We start from the raw sequence: 15,775 nt of genomic DNA, 5'->3' as shown, positions 1-15,775 counted from the left end.
TTATTAAACTATTAAACGGTGCAAAAGTAATGATAAAACTACGATTCATAACGAACTATTTTATATTTTTGTTCGCAAAATAAAATTATCGCATATCAGAACGCTGAAAAAGACTGTACGTTGGGTAGTCGGAATTGTACTTGTAGTATACATCGGGACTATTACTTTGCTGAATATTCCAAATGTTCAGCATGCTATGAGTGTGTTCATAGCTGAAGAACTATCTAAAGTATTAAATACACATCTGACAATTGGCAGAATTAATATAGGATTATTAAACCGTATTATTATTGATGATGTAGTGCTAAACGACCAGAGTGATAAGGAAATGTTGAAAGTCACCCGTTTGTCTGCCAAATTCGATATTATTCCTTTCTTTAAAGGCAAAATATCTATCAGCAGTGTTCAATTGTTTGGTTTCAACATCAATCTGAATAAACAAACACCCGACTCTCCTCCCAACTTTAAGTTTGTTTTGGATGCTTTTGCCTCTAAAGATACTGTAAAGAAAGACAATTCTTTGGACTTGCGTATTAATTCAGTTTTAATTCGTCGAGGGAAACTGTCTTATCATATTTTATCAGAGGGAAATACACCCGGAAAGTTCAATGCAAAACATATTCAGATTCAAAATATCATTGCGAACATATCTTTAAAGGCAATGAACAAGGATTCGTTGAATGTAGGTATTAAACGGTTAAGTTTGGATGAAAAGGTATCCGGTTTTTCTTTGAAGAAACTGAGCATGAAGCTTGTGGCTAACAAAGAACGGATGAGCATTGATAACTTTGCTGTTGAATTGCCTGAAACTTTCTTGAAAATGGATACAATTCGTATGGAATACGATAGTCTGAAAGCCTTCGACCATTTTTCAGAAAAGGTTCGTTTTTCGTTCCGTACATTACCGTCACAAATTACTCTGAAAGACATTTCTCCATTCGTACCCGCTTTGTCACATTTCAAAGAACCGATAACTTTGGATATGGAAGTTGATGGTACAGTTGATCAGTTAAACTGCTCCCATCTTGAGATCACTGCTAACAATCGACAATTCCGGCTTTCAGGAGATGTATCACTTCAAGATTTATCTCGTCCACAGGATGCATATGTGTTTGGTACACTTTCAGAATTGGCAGCAAATCCTCGTGGAGTTGGTTTTCTGGTACGTAATTTAAGTTCAAATTATAATGGAGTACCTCCTGTTTTAGAACATTTAGGGAATATTAATTTCCGCGGAGAAGTTTCCGGATACTTTACGGATTTGGTCACCTATGGTCAATTATCGACTAGTATCGGAAATGTAAATATGGACTTGAAACTAAGTTCTGATAAAGTGAAGGGACTGTTTGCTTATTCCGGAGCAGTTAAGACTGAAGATTTTGAATTAGGAACACTGTTGGGCAATGATAAATTGGGAGAAATTACATTTAATTTAGATGTTCGTGGGCGACACATTGATAAACAACTGCCTACAGTTGAACTGAAAGGATTGATAGCTTCATTAGAATATAGTAGATATAAATATGAGAATATCACATTGGACGGTGAATATAAACAAGGAGGATTCAATGGAAAAGTAGCATTGGATGACCCCAACGGTTGTATTTATCTAAATGGAGATGTCAATGTTACTTCAAAGATTCCAACGTTCAATTTCTTGGCTGTGATTACCAGGCTTCGTCCCAATGATTTGAACTTGACACCTCAATACCCTGAAACTGAATTCTCTTTAAAAGTAAAAGCTAATTTTTCGGGGGGCTCTGTGGATGATATGATTGGGCAAATCAATATCGATAGCTTGGAAGTTAATGGTCCAGATAAAAGTTATTTCATGGAAAACATGAATATTAGTGCTACCCGACAAAACGATGAAAATCAGCTTAAGCTAATATCTGAGTTTCTGACAGCAAGTATAAAAGGACATTTTCAATATCATACATTGCCAACCAGTATTCTTAATATTACACGCCGATATATTCCTTCTTTGATATTGCCTCCTAAAAAAAAGATTGAGACACATAATAATTTTCAGTTTGACATAAACATATATAATACCGACATTTTATCCACTGTCTTTGATATTCCACTGAGTGTATATACTCATTCCACTTTGAAAGGATATGTCAATGATACTTTGCAGCGTATACGGGTAGAAGGATATTTTCCTCGCTTACAATATAAAGACAATTACATAGAATCGGGAATGGTATTATGTGAGAATTCTTCTGATTTTATTCGCGCAAGAGTTCGTCTGACTAATCTGAAGAAAAAAGGAGCTGTCAATTTATCGGTGGATGCTCAGGCAAAAGATGACAATATCAGCGCAACTCTGAATTGGGGAAATAGTGCGGTAACAACATATAGTGGTCAGTTATCAGCTGTAGCCAAGTTTTTACGTACTGAGGATGAAAAGTCTTTATTAAAAACGGTAGTTGATGTAAAACCAACAGATGTTATATTAAATGATACAATATGGCAGATACACCCTTCACAAGTGGTATTAGATTCTGGCAAAGTAGATGTGAAGAATTTCTATTTTAGTCATCGTGACCGTCATATACGTATCAACGGACGACTCTCTGAAAATCCTGAAGATACGGTGAAAGTTGATTTGAAGGACATTAATATGGGTTATGTCTTTGACATTGCCAGTATATCCGACGATGTCAATTTTGAAGGAGATGCTTCCGGAACAGCTTATGCCAGTGGAGTCTTGAAAAAGCCAGTGATGAACACTCATTTATTCGTAAAGAACTTTTCGTTGAATCAGGGTCGTTTGGGGGATTTGGATGTATATGGTGCCTGGGATAATGAAAATAGAGGTATCCTTCTGGATGCATCTATCAAAGATATATCCCGTTCTCCGTCACGAGTTACCGGAATTATATATCCTTTAAAACCCGAAAGCGGTCTTGACTTGAACATCGAGGCTAATCAACTGAATTTGAAGTTTCTTGAATTTTATATGAAGTCGATAGCAAATGACATCAAAGGACGAGCAACAGGTAAAGTACATTTCTATGGTAAGTTCAAAGGATTGAATTTGGACGGTGCAGTCATGACAGATGCATCAATGAAATTTGATATTTTAAATACAAGGTTTGCTGTTAAAGATACAATTCGACTTGCTCCTACGGGACTGACGTTCGACCGGATTCATATCGCTGATGCGGAAGGACATTCAGGAACAATGAACGGATATTTACACTTTGAGCATTTCAAAAACATTAACTATCGCTTTGAGATACAAGCTAATAATATGTTGATGATGAATACCAAGGAATCCACAGATATTCCTTTTTATGGGACAGTATATGGAACAGGAAATGCCGTACTTACCGGAAATGCCGTACAAGGATTTGATGCTAATGTAGCAATGACAACTGACCGGAATACAAACTTTACTTATATCAATGGAAATGTTGCATCAGCTACAAGCAATCAGTTTATCAAATTTGTAGATAAAACGCCTCGTCGTACCATTCAGGATTCCGTTCAGGTAATGTCGTATTATGAACAAATGCAACAAAAGCGCCAAGCTGTTGAAGAAGAACAAAAGACCGATATTCGATTAAATATTCTGGTAGATGCAACTCCGGACGCTACAATGCGGATTATCATGGATCCGGTTGCAGGGGATTATATTAGTGCCAAAGGAACAGGAAATCTCCGAACCGAATTTTATAATAAAGGGGATGTAAAAATGTTTGGTAGTTACCGAATTAGTCAAGGAGTATATAAGTTTAGTTTACAAGAAGTGATTCGTAAGGACTTTGTAATAAAAGATGGTAGTACAATCAATTTCAATGGTACTCCATTGGATGCTAATATGGATATTCAGGCTTCTTATACGGTAAACTCAGCATCTTTGAATGATTTAATTCCGGATGAAGCTACAGCAGCTGTTATTCAACAGCCCAATGTTCGTGTTAATTGTATTATGTATTTGAGTGGAATGTTAGTGCACCCTACTATAAAATTAGGAATTGAACTACCAAATGAGAGAGATGAGATCCAAACATTGGTAAAAAACTATATTAGTACGGAAGAACAGATGAATATGCAGATTCTTTATTTATTGGGAATCGGTAAATTCTATACTGAAAATACTCGAAGTAATAACCAAAATTCTAATGTAATGTCATCTGTACTTTCTTCTACTCTTTCCGGACAGTTGAATAATGCTTTATCTCAGGTTTTCGAAACGAACAACTGGAATATCGGAACAAATCTGAGTACTGGTGATAAGGGCTGGACAGATATGGAAATAGAAGGTATTTTATCGGGACAATTACTAAATAACCGCCTTTTGATTAATGGTAACTTTGGTTATCGCGACAATCCTATGGCAAATACAAATTTCATAGGTGACTTCGAAGCTGAGTGGTTATTGAACCGTTCGGGAGATATCCGGTTAAAAGCTTATAATGAAACAAATGACCGTTATTACACAAAGACAAATCTGACAACGCAAGGTGTAGGTGTCATGTACAAAAAAGATTTCGATAAATGGAAGGAACTTTTCTTCTGGAATAAGTGGAAAATACGTAATTTGAGAAAGAAGGAAGTTGAAAAGATCGAAAAGCTGGAATCCGATAGTATTGGGCAACAAGCAAAATCGGAAATGAAAAGGAAACATGAAAAATAGCCTTACTCAAAAGGGTAACGCTATCCTACCCATATAATGACACTATAAGCATCAAATGGTGACACTATCCAGACAGGATGGTGTCACCATTTTTAGATTAGAGAATAGTACCGTCAGATGTAATTTTAATTTTCTTATCTGGCATATTATCTGCCTCTAATTCAATAAGATAGTAATATCCTTCAGACGATGTCTCAAAGTATTCGGAATTATCAATATGATATTCAGGGAATTGCTCACTAATAGTTGTTCCAACTGTTACGGGTATGATATCTACATCCCACGAGGTGGATATCCAATCACCTCCTCGATTAAACAATACCTCCTTAGATGATCCATTATGTAAAATATCGACTTCTGTATAACCGGAATCCTCCTTATCTATTTCCATAATTTTTGCTTCCGGATATTTTCCTTCAATAAAAGATTTCATTTTAGCAGGAAGCTGAGAGATCGGTAAGTAATTGTCTCGATCATCATCTGTATCTACTACACTTTTTATCAAGATACCATCCTCCGAATAGTACAAATCGACTTCTTGATCCTGCCGCTCTACCTCGATGACGTACATAGTTCCCATTCCCTGACGTTCTAACATATCTACATCATCCTTTTTCCAATCCTTATATTCACTCTTTTCAAATGATTTTTTTACAGCTTCCGGTAGTTTGGTATAAGGAATATCGGTTTCAGTCATACACCAACTACCATCCGGCATAAACCAAGCTGAAGTCTCATATCCATCATGAAAGTCTGCTACATAATAACCGGACTTAGTTTCCCATTTTACATTACCTGCATTAGGATATTTGGACGAAAATGCATTCTGTAATTCTATGGGAACAGAGATTGATTCATCATCATCGCTATCACAACTTTGTAAACTCCAAGCACTTAGAGCAATCATTAGAACATACAATTTTAGTTTCATATTTGTTTTAGTTTAGAATAAATTACATATCAATATCAATCAAATTAAAGTTCATGTCGAATTTCAGTTCTGTTCGATTAGTAAGCTTTACTTCATATTCTTTTTTATCCCGTTCCAGCTTCAGGACCTTGATATCCGGATAGTTATCTTTTACATACTTTTGAATAGCTTCAGGAATCACTGCATCAGGAACAGAACTATATTTGCAATCTACTTCTTTCCAGTTTCCTTTTTTATCAAATTCCACTTTATTACCATTAGTGAAAATCACATCATAACTTTTATTAAAAAGATCACTTTCCATTTTGGCCAAAGCTACCTTACTGTCAGCAAAATATTTCTTTATAAATAACTGTGCCTGCTGTGGCATTTGACTTATCTGGATAGGTTTGTCATCATCAGCTCTTGCCACTGTTTGCAAAGTGAACAAACATACTAATAAAAATAATAACTTTTTCATAATCATCTTTTTTTATTGGTTTATACTATTATCAATTATTTTGTAATGCAAAGATGAGAGTAGAATCTGAAAAGATTTAGGAATTTTGAGGAAAATCGAAAAAAATAATGGAAATATGTTCAATTATATTCTTTTGATTCTTTTAACAACTACTAATATTAACATCCCTTACTTTTGCAAACATAAATTTGACTATATTCATATTAAAATAACCATAAGAACTTTTTTATGACTATGAGAACAAATTATTTCCTATTATTAGTACTGCTATTGGGAATTATTCCCGCGAACAACACACACGCTGATGACACAACACCTAAAAGCGTGATTCTGTACACTCCTTACACAAAAATTTCTGTATCACCAGGAGCGTCAATTGATTACAGCGTTGATCTTATCAACAACACAGATGAACTCGTAAACGCCAATCTTTCTGTTAGTGGTCTATCAAACAGTTGGAAGTATGAGATGAAATCCGGAGGATGGAACCTCAGTCAGTTATCTGTTCTTCCGAAAGAAAAGAAAACCTTTGATTTAAAGGTTAATGTTCCGCTGAAAGTGAATAAGGGTAGCTATCACTTTGTGGTATCAGCCGGTGATGCTAAACTTCCTCTCAACGTGGTAGTATCTCAACAAGGGACATATCAAACTGAGTTTACTACCGATCAGCCCAATATGCAGGGTAATTCCAAATCTACTTTTACATTCAGTACCACGCTGAAAAATCAAACTGCCGATCAGCAACTGTATGCGTTAATGGCTAATGCGCCAAGAGGTTGGAATGTAGTATTCAAACCCAATTACAAACAGGCTACCTCTGCACAAGTGGAAGCAAACAGTAGCCAGAATGTAAGTATAGACATTACTCCTCCTGCCAATATAGAAGCTGGTAGTTATAAGATTCCTGTACGTGCTGCTACAGGTACTACTTCTGCCGAATTGGAATTGGAAGTTGTTGTCACAGGTTCTTTTCAGATGGAACTGACTACGCCTCGTGGCTTACTAAGTACTGATGTTACCGCTGGAGATGTGAAAAAGTTAGATTTGGAAATCAAAAATACAGGTTCATCTTTACTAAAAGATATCCAATTATCAGCTAATAAACCGGCTGATTGGGAAGTTTCCTTCGAACCTTCTAAGATCGAATTACTGAAAGCTGGAGAAACAGCTACAGTCGTTGCCATTTTAAAAGCGTCTAAAAAAGCATTGCCTGGTGATTATGTGACAACTATGATGGCTAAAACACCTGAAGTAAATGCTGATGCACAATTCAGAATTGCAGTTAAAACTCCGATGATTTGGGGATGGGTAGGCGTATTGATAATTGTCGCTACTATAGGTGCTGTCTACTATCTGTTCCGTAAATATGGAAGGAGGTAAATTATGGGCGAACAAATGATCGTACTTACCGACTTGACTAAACAATACGGTGACTTTACTGCTGTAGATCATATTCGCCTGACTATTCAAAAAGGAGAGATTTTTGGATTATTGGGTCCGAATGGTGCCGGTAAGTCTACTACTATTTTAATGATGCTGGGGTTGACAGAACCGACATCGGGAACTGTTGAAATTTGTGGTATTAACTCGACAACACATCCCATTGAAGTAAAAAGAAAAATCGGTTATCTACCGGAAGACGTAGGCTTTTATGATGATATGACCGGACCGGAAAATCTGTTATATACTGCTCGTTTGAATGGTATTCCTGATTCAGAAGCAAGAACTAGAGCTGAGGAATTGATGAAACGCGTCGGTTTGGCAGAACAGATGAAAAAGAAAACCGGAAAGTATTCCCGGGGAATGAGACAACGGTTGGGATTAGCAGATGTACTTATTAAAAAACCGGAAATCATTATTCTGGACGAACCGACTTCCGGTATTGATCCGGCAGGTGTTCAGGAATTCATTGAGTTAATCCGTTTTTTAAGTAAAAAGGAAGGACTAACTGTACTCTTTTCGTCGCATCATCTGGATCAGGTACAAAAAGTATGTGATCGTGTAGGTTTGTTTAGTAGTGGTAAATTACTTGCTCTTATTGATCTGGCAGAATTGAAAAATAAGAAACAGGAGTTGACTGATATTTACAATCAATATTTTGAGGAAGGAGGAAGCGGACATGAATAAAGTCAATCATCCTTTTTGGGTCATCGTAAATAAGGAGATATCCGATCATATTAAAAGCTGGCGATTTATTATTTTGATTGGGATCATTGTACTTACTTGTATGGGATCACTCTATACAGCTCTCACTAGCATTGGTGCATCCATCAAAGCAGATGATTCGGATAGTTCTTTTCTCTTTTTAAAGTTGTTCACTGTTTCCGACGGTACTCTTCCTTCATTTGTGCTATTCATCAACTTCTTAGGTCCATTGTTGGGAATAGCTTTGGGATTTGATGCGGTAAATTCAGAGCAGAATAAAGGTACTTTGAGCCGTATGTTGTCACAACCTATTCATCGTGACTGCATTATTAATGCAAAGTTCGTAGCCGCATTGATTGTAGTTGGTACGATGTTGTTTGTACTAGGTTTTCTAGTAATGGGATGTGGACTCATAGCAATTGGAATACCTCCTACAGCAGAAGAATTCTGGCGAATTATATTCTTTATCATACTTAGTATCTTCTATGTAGCGTTCTGGCTGAATCTGGCTATTCTGTTTTCACTTTGTTTCCGACAGGCGGCAACATCTGCTTTGGCTTCTGTGGCAGTATGGCTATTTTTCAGTGTATTTTATTCAATGATTGTCAATCTGGTAGCAAAAGCATTGAGTCCGTCACAAATGGCTTCTCCTTATCAAAGGATAAGTTATCAGAAGTTTATTCTCGGATTGATGCGTCTGGCACCCAATGAATTGTTCAATGATGCGACAACTACGTTGTTAATGCCTTCCGTCAGAAGTCTCGGACCACTTACAGTAGAACAAATGCAAGGTGCTATTCCAAGCCCACTTCCATTAAGTCAAAGCCTCATGGTAGTGTGGCCTCAGGTAACAGGGTTAATTGCAGCAACTGTTATTTGTTTTGCTCTTTCATATATTCTATTTATGAGACGAGAAGTCAGATCACGGTAAAATCTTGCAGATATTTTTCATAATACTGAAAAGAAACTGTATCAAAACTGATAGCAATTATCAATTTTGATACAGTTCTTATTTTAGTTATGTTTCGAGATCTCGAAGCAATGTTCTTGTTGTTCGAAATAGTATTGAAGTTTCAAATGTTGTAAACGACAGATAGAATCGGCAATGGCCAGCCCTAATCCGGTAGAACCTTCTTTTCTACTAACCTGATAGAAACGCTCAAAAATGTGTTCCTTATCTAATGGGTAGTTTGTTCCAGTATTCCGAAAAGTTATACTATACCTAGTGATTTCAACATGGATAGAGCCACCATCTACATTATGAACAAAGGCATTTTTCAAAAGATTCGTCAATAGAGCAATAGTCAATGATTCATTCATTGTTGCGTAGAATTCACCTTGTTCTACAATAGTTACTTTTATATTACGATACTTATAGACTTCTTCGTAATCTTCAAGATACCGTTTAAGGATGTTATTCAATACTAAATCTTTAGTATCAGAAAATTGCCCGTTATCTATTTTAGTCAATAATAATAAGGACTTATTTAATTTCGTGATATATTCCAACGTTTGATGAGTCTTCATCAGTTCTTCCAATTGATTCTCAGTTAATGAATCATCTTCCATTAACATTTCCAAGCGGTTACGACAGATAGCAAGCGGAGTTTGTATCTCGTGCGAAGCATTTCCTATAAATTGCTTTTGTTGTTCGAACATTTGTTCTGTACGCTCAACGTAACGGATAGCGGCTTCATTCAATTTACGAAACTCGGTTATTTGAGTATCATTTTTCAAAGGTTCATTCTTTTTCCCTGTTTGATAACCATCCAACCAATGAAGCAACACATATAAAGGACGCATATTTCGATAAAACACCCATACTGAAATAAAAATAATGCAAAGGGATAAAGCAACATACAAGAAAATAACCCAAAGCAATATCGCGCCTTTCAAATCATCTTTTTCAATGCTAGGAGTAGATACGGTAAGTTTGTGATAACGTCCCTCATCATCTTTAAATATAGTAGTCAGAATGCGCGCCGGTTCCTTTTCTTCCTTTTCTACAATATAAACCATAGAGTCTTTGTATTGGATGTCTTCATGGCTTTCTGCATATTCTTTACTTACTTCTGTCAGATAATATTGGTTATTAGAACCATTATTTTTAGAAGGCAACTCTTCTCCTGCTAAGGCACGAATAATGATTGTTTCTGAGTAATCTTCCAACGAATCATCTACTTCATCATTAATTTCGTCAATCATCGTGACATAAAAGAAGGCAGCCCAAACTGTTAGAATGAGAATTAAAGCTATAGAAATACGTAGAATGATGTAATATATTAATTTCATGTATAGGCGTGACTAGTTACTTTTATTCTACAATCATCTTATAACCAAAACCATAAACAGCCTTCAATTCTATATTAGCTCCCGAGTCTTTCAACTTCTTACGAAGATTCTTGATTTGGGCATAAATAAAATCAAAATTATCTACCTGATCAATGTGATCCCCCCAAACGGATTCAGCTAACGTATTTTTATTTATTAATCTTCCGGGGCGATTCATAAAGTATAATAAGATATCATACTCTTTACGATTCAATTCCAATTCTTGATTTTCAACGAAAACTCTGAATTTATCCGGTTCTATCCGCACATTTCCCTGACAAATATTTATTTCTCCCTCATTCTGGTGACGGCGAATAACGCTTTTAATCCGTGCATTCAATTCAACCAAATGAAATGGTTTTGGTAAATAATCATCTGCTCCCAGTTCCAAGCCCAAAACTTTATCTTCCAAAGAGTCTTTGGCTGAGATAATAATCACATTTTCTCGTTTATGCATTGCTTTCAACTTCTCCAGAAGATCTAATCCGCTTCCATCCGGTAACATGATGTCCAGCAAAATACAATCATAGTCATAATCTTCTATTTTACATAAGGCTGTATTGAAGCTATCTGCCGTTTCTACAACATAACGTTCCTTCTCCAATGAAAGTTGAATGAGTTCTCTCAAAGCCGGTTCATCTTCTACAATTAATATCTTCATAAAAAGTCCTCCTTTTCTTGTACGAATACAAAGAAAAAGGATATTTCTGAAATAAAACTGAAATGAACAAAAAAAGAGTCTGAAATTCAATGGAGATTTCAGACTCTTACCAAATTAATGTGATCTAGATTGGATTTTTCTCACATCAAATAATTATCTTAATAAGAACGTGCAAAGATTACACGACAAGCAGAAGGTTTACCCGTAACCATACATTTACCCGGTTCTTTATCACCCGGAACAAACGATTCGAACGGAACACAACGGATCGTAGCTTTCGTTTCTTCTTTTATCTTTTCTTCAGTTTCAGTTGTTCCATCCCAATGAGCCAGGATAAAACCACCTTCTTCGATTTTTTTCTTGAATTCATCGTAAGAATCAACTGTAGTGATATGTGAGTTACGATAATCTAACGCCTTCTTATAAATATTTGCCTGCATTTCTTCAAGCAAATTCTGAACATACGTCTCAATGCCATCACAAGATACAGTTTCTTTTTCAAGTGTATCGCGGCGCATCACTTCCATTGTATTATTCTCAAGATCACGTGCACCCATCACAAGACGTACGGGAACTCCCTTCAATTCATAATCTGCGAATTTGAAGCCCGGACGCTTATTATCTGCATTATCATATTTTACAGAAATACCCAATGCTTTCAACTTGGCAACAATACTTTCTACTTTAACATCAATTTGTTTTAATTGTTCATCGTTTTTATAGATAGGAACAATAACAACCTGAATCGGAGCCAAATGTGGAGGTAAAACCAAACCGTTATCATCGGAATGAGTCATAATAAGCGCACCCATCAAACGAGTAGAAACTCCCCATGAGGTTGCCCAAACATACTCCAGTTTATTTTCTTTGTTTACGAACTGAACATCGAAAGCCTTTGCAAAGTTCTGTCCCAAGAAATGGGAAGTACCGCTTTGCAATGCTTTTCCATCCTGCATCATAGCTTCAATTGTATATGTATCAAGTGCGCCGGCAAAACGTTCGTTAGCCGATTTCACTCCTTTTACAACCGGAACAGCCATATATTTTTCTGCGAATTCAGCATATACATTCAGCATTCTTTGTGCTTCTTCTTCAGCTTCTTCACGTGTAGCATGTGCTGTATGTCCCTCTTGCCACAAGAATTCAGCAGTACGCAGGAATAAACGGGTACGCATTTCCCAACGGAATACGTTTGCCCACTGATTACAAAGGATAGGCAGATCACGATAAGACTGGATCCAATTCTTATATGTATTCCAAATAATTGTTTCAGAAGTTGGGCGGATAATCAGTTCTTCTTCCAACTTTGCAGCCGGATCTACCACAACGCCTGAACCATCTTCTGCATTCTTCAAACGATAGTGTGTTACCACGGCACATTCCTTAGCAAATCCTTCTACATGCTCTGCTTCACGACTAAGGAACGATTTCGGAATTAATAATGGGAAATAAGCATTCACATGTCCTGTTTCTTTAAACATATCGTCTAATTGACGCTGCATTTTTTCCCAGATAGCGTATCCGTAAGGCTTAATCACCATACATCCGCGTACGGCAGATTGTTCTGCCAAGTCTGCTTTTACCACCAAATCGTTGTACCATTGAGAGTAGTTCTCACTACGTTTGGTCAGGTCTTTCAGTTCTTTTGCCATTATATTTTTCTATTTAAGTTTCTTAAGTGTTCAAACAGGATGCAAAAATACGAAAAATGAACGAACTGTGCCTATTCTTCATACATTATTTTATTCATAATGACTTATGTTATGGGATTCGTCTTTAACTGATATTTCTTAATAAGTAGTGATATAAGTGACTTCAATACGAAAAAAAAAATCAGATAGATATCTGACACTATCTATCTGATTTTTAACAGAGCGGTAAACGAGGCTCGAACTCGCGACCCCCAGCTTGGGAAGCTAGTGCTCTACCAACTGAGCTATTACCGCATTATTCACCCAAAAAGTGCTTCTGCAATGGTGATGCAAAGGTAAACATAATTTTTATATCTCAAATAAAATTTCATTCTTTAGTGAAAGAAAAATTTCAAGTAGCATAATCTGTCTTCATAATAAATCATATTACAGAATTATAAATTGTTCATTTTGTAGTAATTAGCTCTTAGAGTACCTAAAAGTGAACAAAGTTGTTCTTTTATCTGTTAGAAAGTCTCTAAAATAAGATTTGATAAACATGAAAAAGAATCAACTGATATTTGTATTATTTGCTTTATGTTTCCTCAGCATTCAGATGAAGGCACAGACTTCGTTAAGTTTCGAAGAATCATTACGTCTGCTCCAACAAGGGAATCAGAGTTTGAAAATAGCAGATAAAAGTATAGAGATAGCTAAGACTGAACGTGATAAGTTAAATGCTTTTTGGTATCCTAGTCTACAGTCCACTGGAGCGTTCGTGCATATGTCGGAAAAGATTGAGGTAAAACAACCTCTGTCTCAATTTACGGATCCAGCTAAGGACTTTGTGCATTCTATAATTCCCAATGATCAGATAATCTCATCTATCCTTGACCAAATCGGAACCAATACACTTATTTTTCCTCTAACTCCACGCAATTTAACAACAGTTGATGTATCGGCTGAATGGGTACTTTTTTCCGGAGGTAAGCGATTTCGTGCCACAAATATTGGACGTACAATGGTAGATTTGGCTAGAGAAAGTCGTGCGGAAGTTTCTGCCAACCAACAAAATCTGTTAGCCGAAAGTTATTATGGGCTTCGGCTGGCACAACAGATTGTGACGGTTCGGGAAGAAACATACAAAGGACTACAAAAACACTATGAGAATGCTCTGAAACTAGAAGCAGCAGGAATGATAGATAAAGCAGGACGTTTGTTTGCCCAAGTAAATATGGACGAAGCAAGACGGGAATTGGAAGCTGCCCAAAAAGAAGAAACTGTCATGCAAAGTGCTCTTAAGACCTTATTAAACAAAAAAGATATGGATGAAAATATTGTCCCTACCTCTCCTTTGTTTATGAATGACTCCCTACCTCCCAAAATGCTTTTCAATTTATCAGTGGGAAGTGGTAACTATCTACTCAACCAATTGCATTTGCAAGAACATATTGCCAAACAACAAGTACGCATCGATCAAAGCGGTTATTTGCCCAATATTGCGTTATTCGGTAAACAAACTCTTTATTCTCATGGCATTCAAAGTAATCTAGTCCCTCGTACTATGGTCGGAATCGGATTTACATGGAATCTGTTCGATGGCTTGGATCGTGAAAAACGTATCCGGCAATCGAAACTGACACAACAGACCTTAGTCTTGGGACAAATGAAAGCTCGGGATGATCTGGCTGTAGGAGTAGACAAACTATATACACAACTTCAAAAAGCCCAAGACAATGTAAAAGCTTTAAATGCAACCATTGAATTGAGTGAAGAATTAGTACGTATCCGCAAAAAGTCTTTTACTGAGGGAATGGCAACATCTACTGAAGTAATTGATGCGGAAACAATGCTTTCGAAAGTGAAAGTAGCCCGACTGGCTGCTTATTATGAATATGATGTGGCACTGATGAATTTACTTTCACTTTGTGGCACACCGGAACAATTTGTAAACTATCAACCTAAACCGTAAGAAATAATGAAACCAACTAGTAGAACCCTTTCCTGGGCCTTTGTCATCATCATGCTGGCAGTTGCCATCTTCACAGCCCTGGGAATGATATTGATGCATAAACAACCGCTAGTTCTGCAAGGACAGGCGGAAGCTACAGAGATTCGTATCAGTGGGAAACTTCCCGGACGTATTGACACATTCTTTGTGAAAGAAGGCGATTGGGTACGTCAGGGAGATACACTCGTCGTTATCAATAGTCCCGAAATACATGCCAAATACCAGCAAGTAAATGCTTTGGAACAAGTAGCTATGCAGCAAAATAAAAAGATTGATGCAGGAACCCGCAAGCAGATTGTGGCTACAGCATTGCAATTATGGAATAAAACCAAAAGTGATCTGACATTAGCAAAAACAACTTATAATCGAATTCTTACCTTATATAATGATAGTGTAGTCACTTCTCAACGAAAAGATGAAGTAGAAGCAATGTATAAAGCAGCAGTAGCAGCCGAGCGGGCAGCATATGAGCAATATCAGATGGCTGTAGACGGTGCACAGAAAGAAGACAAAGCATCTGCTGCCAGTATGGTAGACGCTGCACGAAGTACAGTAGACGAAGTCTCTGCTTTATTAGTTGATGCTCGATTAACTGCACCCGAAGACGGACAGATTGCAACTATTTTTCCAAAACGTGGAGAGTTGGTTGCACCGGGAACACCTATCATGAATCTGGTAGTTATGAATGATGTACATGTCGTACTCAATGTACGGGAAGATCTAATGCCACAATTCAAAATGGGAGAAACATTTACTGCAAATGTTCCGGCTATCGGTAAAGAGAATATTGAATTTAAAATCTATTATATTAGTCCCCTGGGTAGTTTTGCTACATGGAAATCAACCAAACAGACGGGAAGTTATGATTTACGTACTTTCGAGATTCATGCTCGTCCCACACAAAAAGTAGAAGATTTGCGTCCGGGAATGTCCGTATTATTGACGCTAAACGATTAA

General features: G+C 36.8%; 11 protein-coding genes and 1 tRNA gene. 6 read left to right on the top strand and 6 right to left on the bottom strand.

Going from position 1 to position 15,775, the window contains the following annotated elements; all coding sequences use genetic code 11:
* Positions 1–196 precede the first annotated feature (196 nt).
* On the top strand, positions 197–4,648 hold the full coding sequence (locus EJF25_RS16885; protein WP_125042050.1) for a translocation/assembly module TamB domain-containing protein: 4,452 nt from the start codon (positions 197–199) through the stop codon (positions 4,646–4,648).
* Positions 4,649–4,745: 97 nt separating this feature from the next.
* Here the strand turns inward: EJF25_RS16885 and EJF25_RS16880 are convergent, their stop codons facing one another.
* Together EJF25_RS16880 and EJF25_RS16875 are read right to left on the bottom strand one after the other, a co-directional pair.
* Positions 4,746–5,579, bottom strand: coding sequence for a PepSY-like domain-containing protein (locus EJF25_RS16880; RefSeq protein ID WP_125042049.1), 834 nt, complete (start codon positions 5,577–5,579; stop codon positions 4,746–4,748).
* Between the two features lie 22 nt (positions 5,580–5,601).
* Positions 5,602–6,039 carry a PepSY-like domain-containing protein gene (locus tag EJF25_RS16875; RefSeq protein WP_125042048.1) on the bottom strand — a complete coding sequence of 146 codons (438 nt, stop codon included), beginning with the start codon at positions 6,037–6,039 and terminating at the stop codon, positions 5,602–5,604.
* Positions 6,040–6,267: 228 nt separating this feature from the next.
* On the opposite strand from EJF25_RS16875, the gene EJF25_RS16870 reads away from it, so the two are divergent.
* The 3 genes from EJF25_RS16870 to EJF25_RS16860 are packed head-to-tail and all read left to right on the top strand — an operon-like array spanning position 6,268 to position 9,115.
* Positions 6,268–7,419: a COG1470 family protein gene (locus EJF25_RS16870; RefSeq protein WP_125042047.1), complete on the top strand. Its 1,152-nt coding sequence runs from the start codon at positions 6,268–6,270 to the stop codon at positions 7,417–7,419.
* A gap of 3 nt (positions 7,420–7,422) precedes the next feature.
* Positions 7,423–8,166, top strand: coding sequence for an ABC transporter ATP-binding protein (locus tag EJF25_RS16865; protein WP_125042046.1), 744 nt, complete (start codon positions 7,423–7,425; stop codon positions 8,164–8,166).
* Positions 8,159–9,115 (top strand): ABC transporter permease, encoded by a 957-nt coding sequence (locus EJF25_RS16860; protein WP_125042045.1) that lies wholly within the window; start codon positions 8,159–8,161, stop codon positions 9,113–9,115. Before EJF25_RS16865 ends, EJF25_RS16860 begins: the two co-directional genes overlap by 8 nt.
* Before the next feature lie 83 nt (positions 9,116–9,198).
* Here the strand turns inward: EJF25_RS16860 and EJF25_RS16855 are convergent, their stop codons facing one another.
* The 4 genes from EJF25_RS16855 to EJF25_RS16840 form a co-directional block, all read right to left on the bottom strand.
* Positions 9,199–10,476 carry a sensor histidine kinase gene (locus EJF25_RS16855; RefSeq protein WP_125042044.1) on the bottom strand — a complete coding sequence of 426 codons (1,278 nt, stop codon included), beginning with the start codon at positions 10,474–10,476 and terminating at the stop codon, positions 9,199–9,201.
* 22 nt (positions 10,477–10,498) lie between these two features.
* The gene (locus tag EJF25_RS16850) at positions 10,499–11,176 is read right to left on the bottom strand and encodes a response regulator transcription factor (protein ID WP_125042043.1); all 678 of its coding nucleotides are present in this window, start codon (positions 11,174–11,176) and stop codon (positions 10,499–10,501) included.
* A 158-nt stretch (positions 11,177–11,334) separates the two neighbouring features.
* Positions 11,335–12,828: a proline--tRNA ligase gene (gene proS / locus EJF25_RS16845; RefSeq protein WP_125042042.1), complete on the bottom strand. Its 1,494-nt coding sequence runs from the start codon at positions 12,826–12,828 to the stop codon at positions 11,335–11,337.
* A 221-nt stretch (positions 12,829–13,049) separates the two neighbouring features.
* A tRNA-Gly gene (locus EJF25_RS16840) sits at positions 13,050–13,122 on the bottom strand.
* A gap of 301 nt (positions 13,123–13,423) precedes the next feature.
* Between EJF25_RS16840 and EJF25_RS16835 the strand changes: the two genes are divergently transcribed.
* Together EJF25_RS16835 and EJF25_RS16830 are read left to right on the top strand one after the other, a co-directional pair.
* On the top strand, positions 13,424–14,779 hold the full coding sequence (locus EJF25_RS16835; protein WP_370685726.1) for a TolC family protein: 1,356 nt from the start codon (positions 13,424–13,426) through the stop codon (positions 14,777–14,779).
* A gap of 6 nt (positions 14,780–14,785) precedes the next feature.
* Positions 14,786–15,775, top strand: a complete 990-nt coding sequence (locus tag EJF25_RS16830) for an HlyD family secretion protein (RefSeq protein ID WP_125042040.1) — start codon at positions 14,786–14,788, stop codon at positions 15,773–15,775.

This window comes from Bacteroides faecalis (assembly GCF_003865075.1).
Classification (GTDB): domain Bacteria; phylum Bacteroidota; class Bacteroidia; order Bacteroidales; family Bacteroidaceae; genus Bacteroides; species Bacteroides faecalis.
This window is presented reverse-complemented; position numbering and strand designations above follow the sequence as displayed.

Bases quoted from the DNA above. Each gene is read 5' to 3' on its own strand.
- proS (WP_125042042.1), bottom strand. From the start codon at position 12,828: ATGGCAAAAGAACTGAAAGACCTGACCAAACGTAGTGAGAACTACTCT.
- EJF25_RS16865 (WP_125042046.1), top strand. From the start codon at position 7,423: ATGGGCGAACAAATGATCGTACTTACCGACTTGACTAAACAATACGGT.
- EJF25_RS16875 (WP_125042048.1), bottom strand. From the start codon at position 6,039: ATGAAAAAGTTATTATTTTTATTAGTATGTTTGTTCACTTTGCAAACA.
- EJF25_RS16835 (WP_370685726.1), top strand. From the start codon at position 13,424: ATGAAGGCACAGACTTCGTTAAGTTTCGAAGAATCATTACGTCTGCTC.
- EJF25_RS16850 (WP_125042043.1), bottom strand. From the start codon at position 11,176: ATGAAGATATTAATTGTAGAAGATGAACCGGCTTTGAGAGAACTCATT.
- EJF25_RS16885 (WP_125042050.1), top strand. From the start codon at position 197: ATGAGTGTGTTCATAGCTGAAGAACTATCTAAAGTATTAAATACACAT.
- EJF25_RS16860 (WP_125042045.1), top strand. From the start codon at position 8,159: ATGAATAAAGTCAATCATCCTTTTTGGGTCATCGTAAATAAGGAGATA.
- EJF25_RS16855 (WP_125042044.1), bottom strand. From the start codon at position 10,476: ATGAAATTAATATATTACATCATTCTACGTATTTCTATAGCTTTAATT.
- EJF25_RS16830 (WP_125042040.1), top strand. From the start codon at position 14,786: ATGAAACCAACTAGTAGAACCCTTTCCTGGGCCTTTGTCATCATCATG.
- EJF25_RS16880 (WP_125042049.1), bottom strand. From the start codon at position 5,579: ATGAAACTAAAATTGTATGTTCTAATGATTGCTCTAAGTGCTTGGAGT.
- EJF25_RS16870 (WP_125042047.1), top strand. From the start codon at position 6,268: ATGACTATGAGAACAAATTATTTCCTATTATTAGTACTGCTATTGGGA.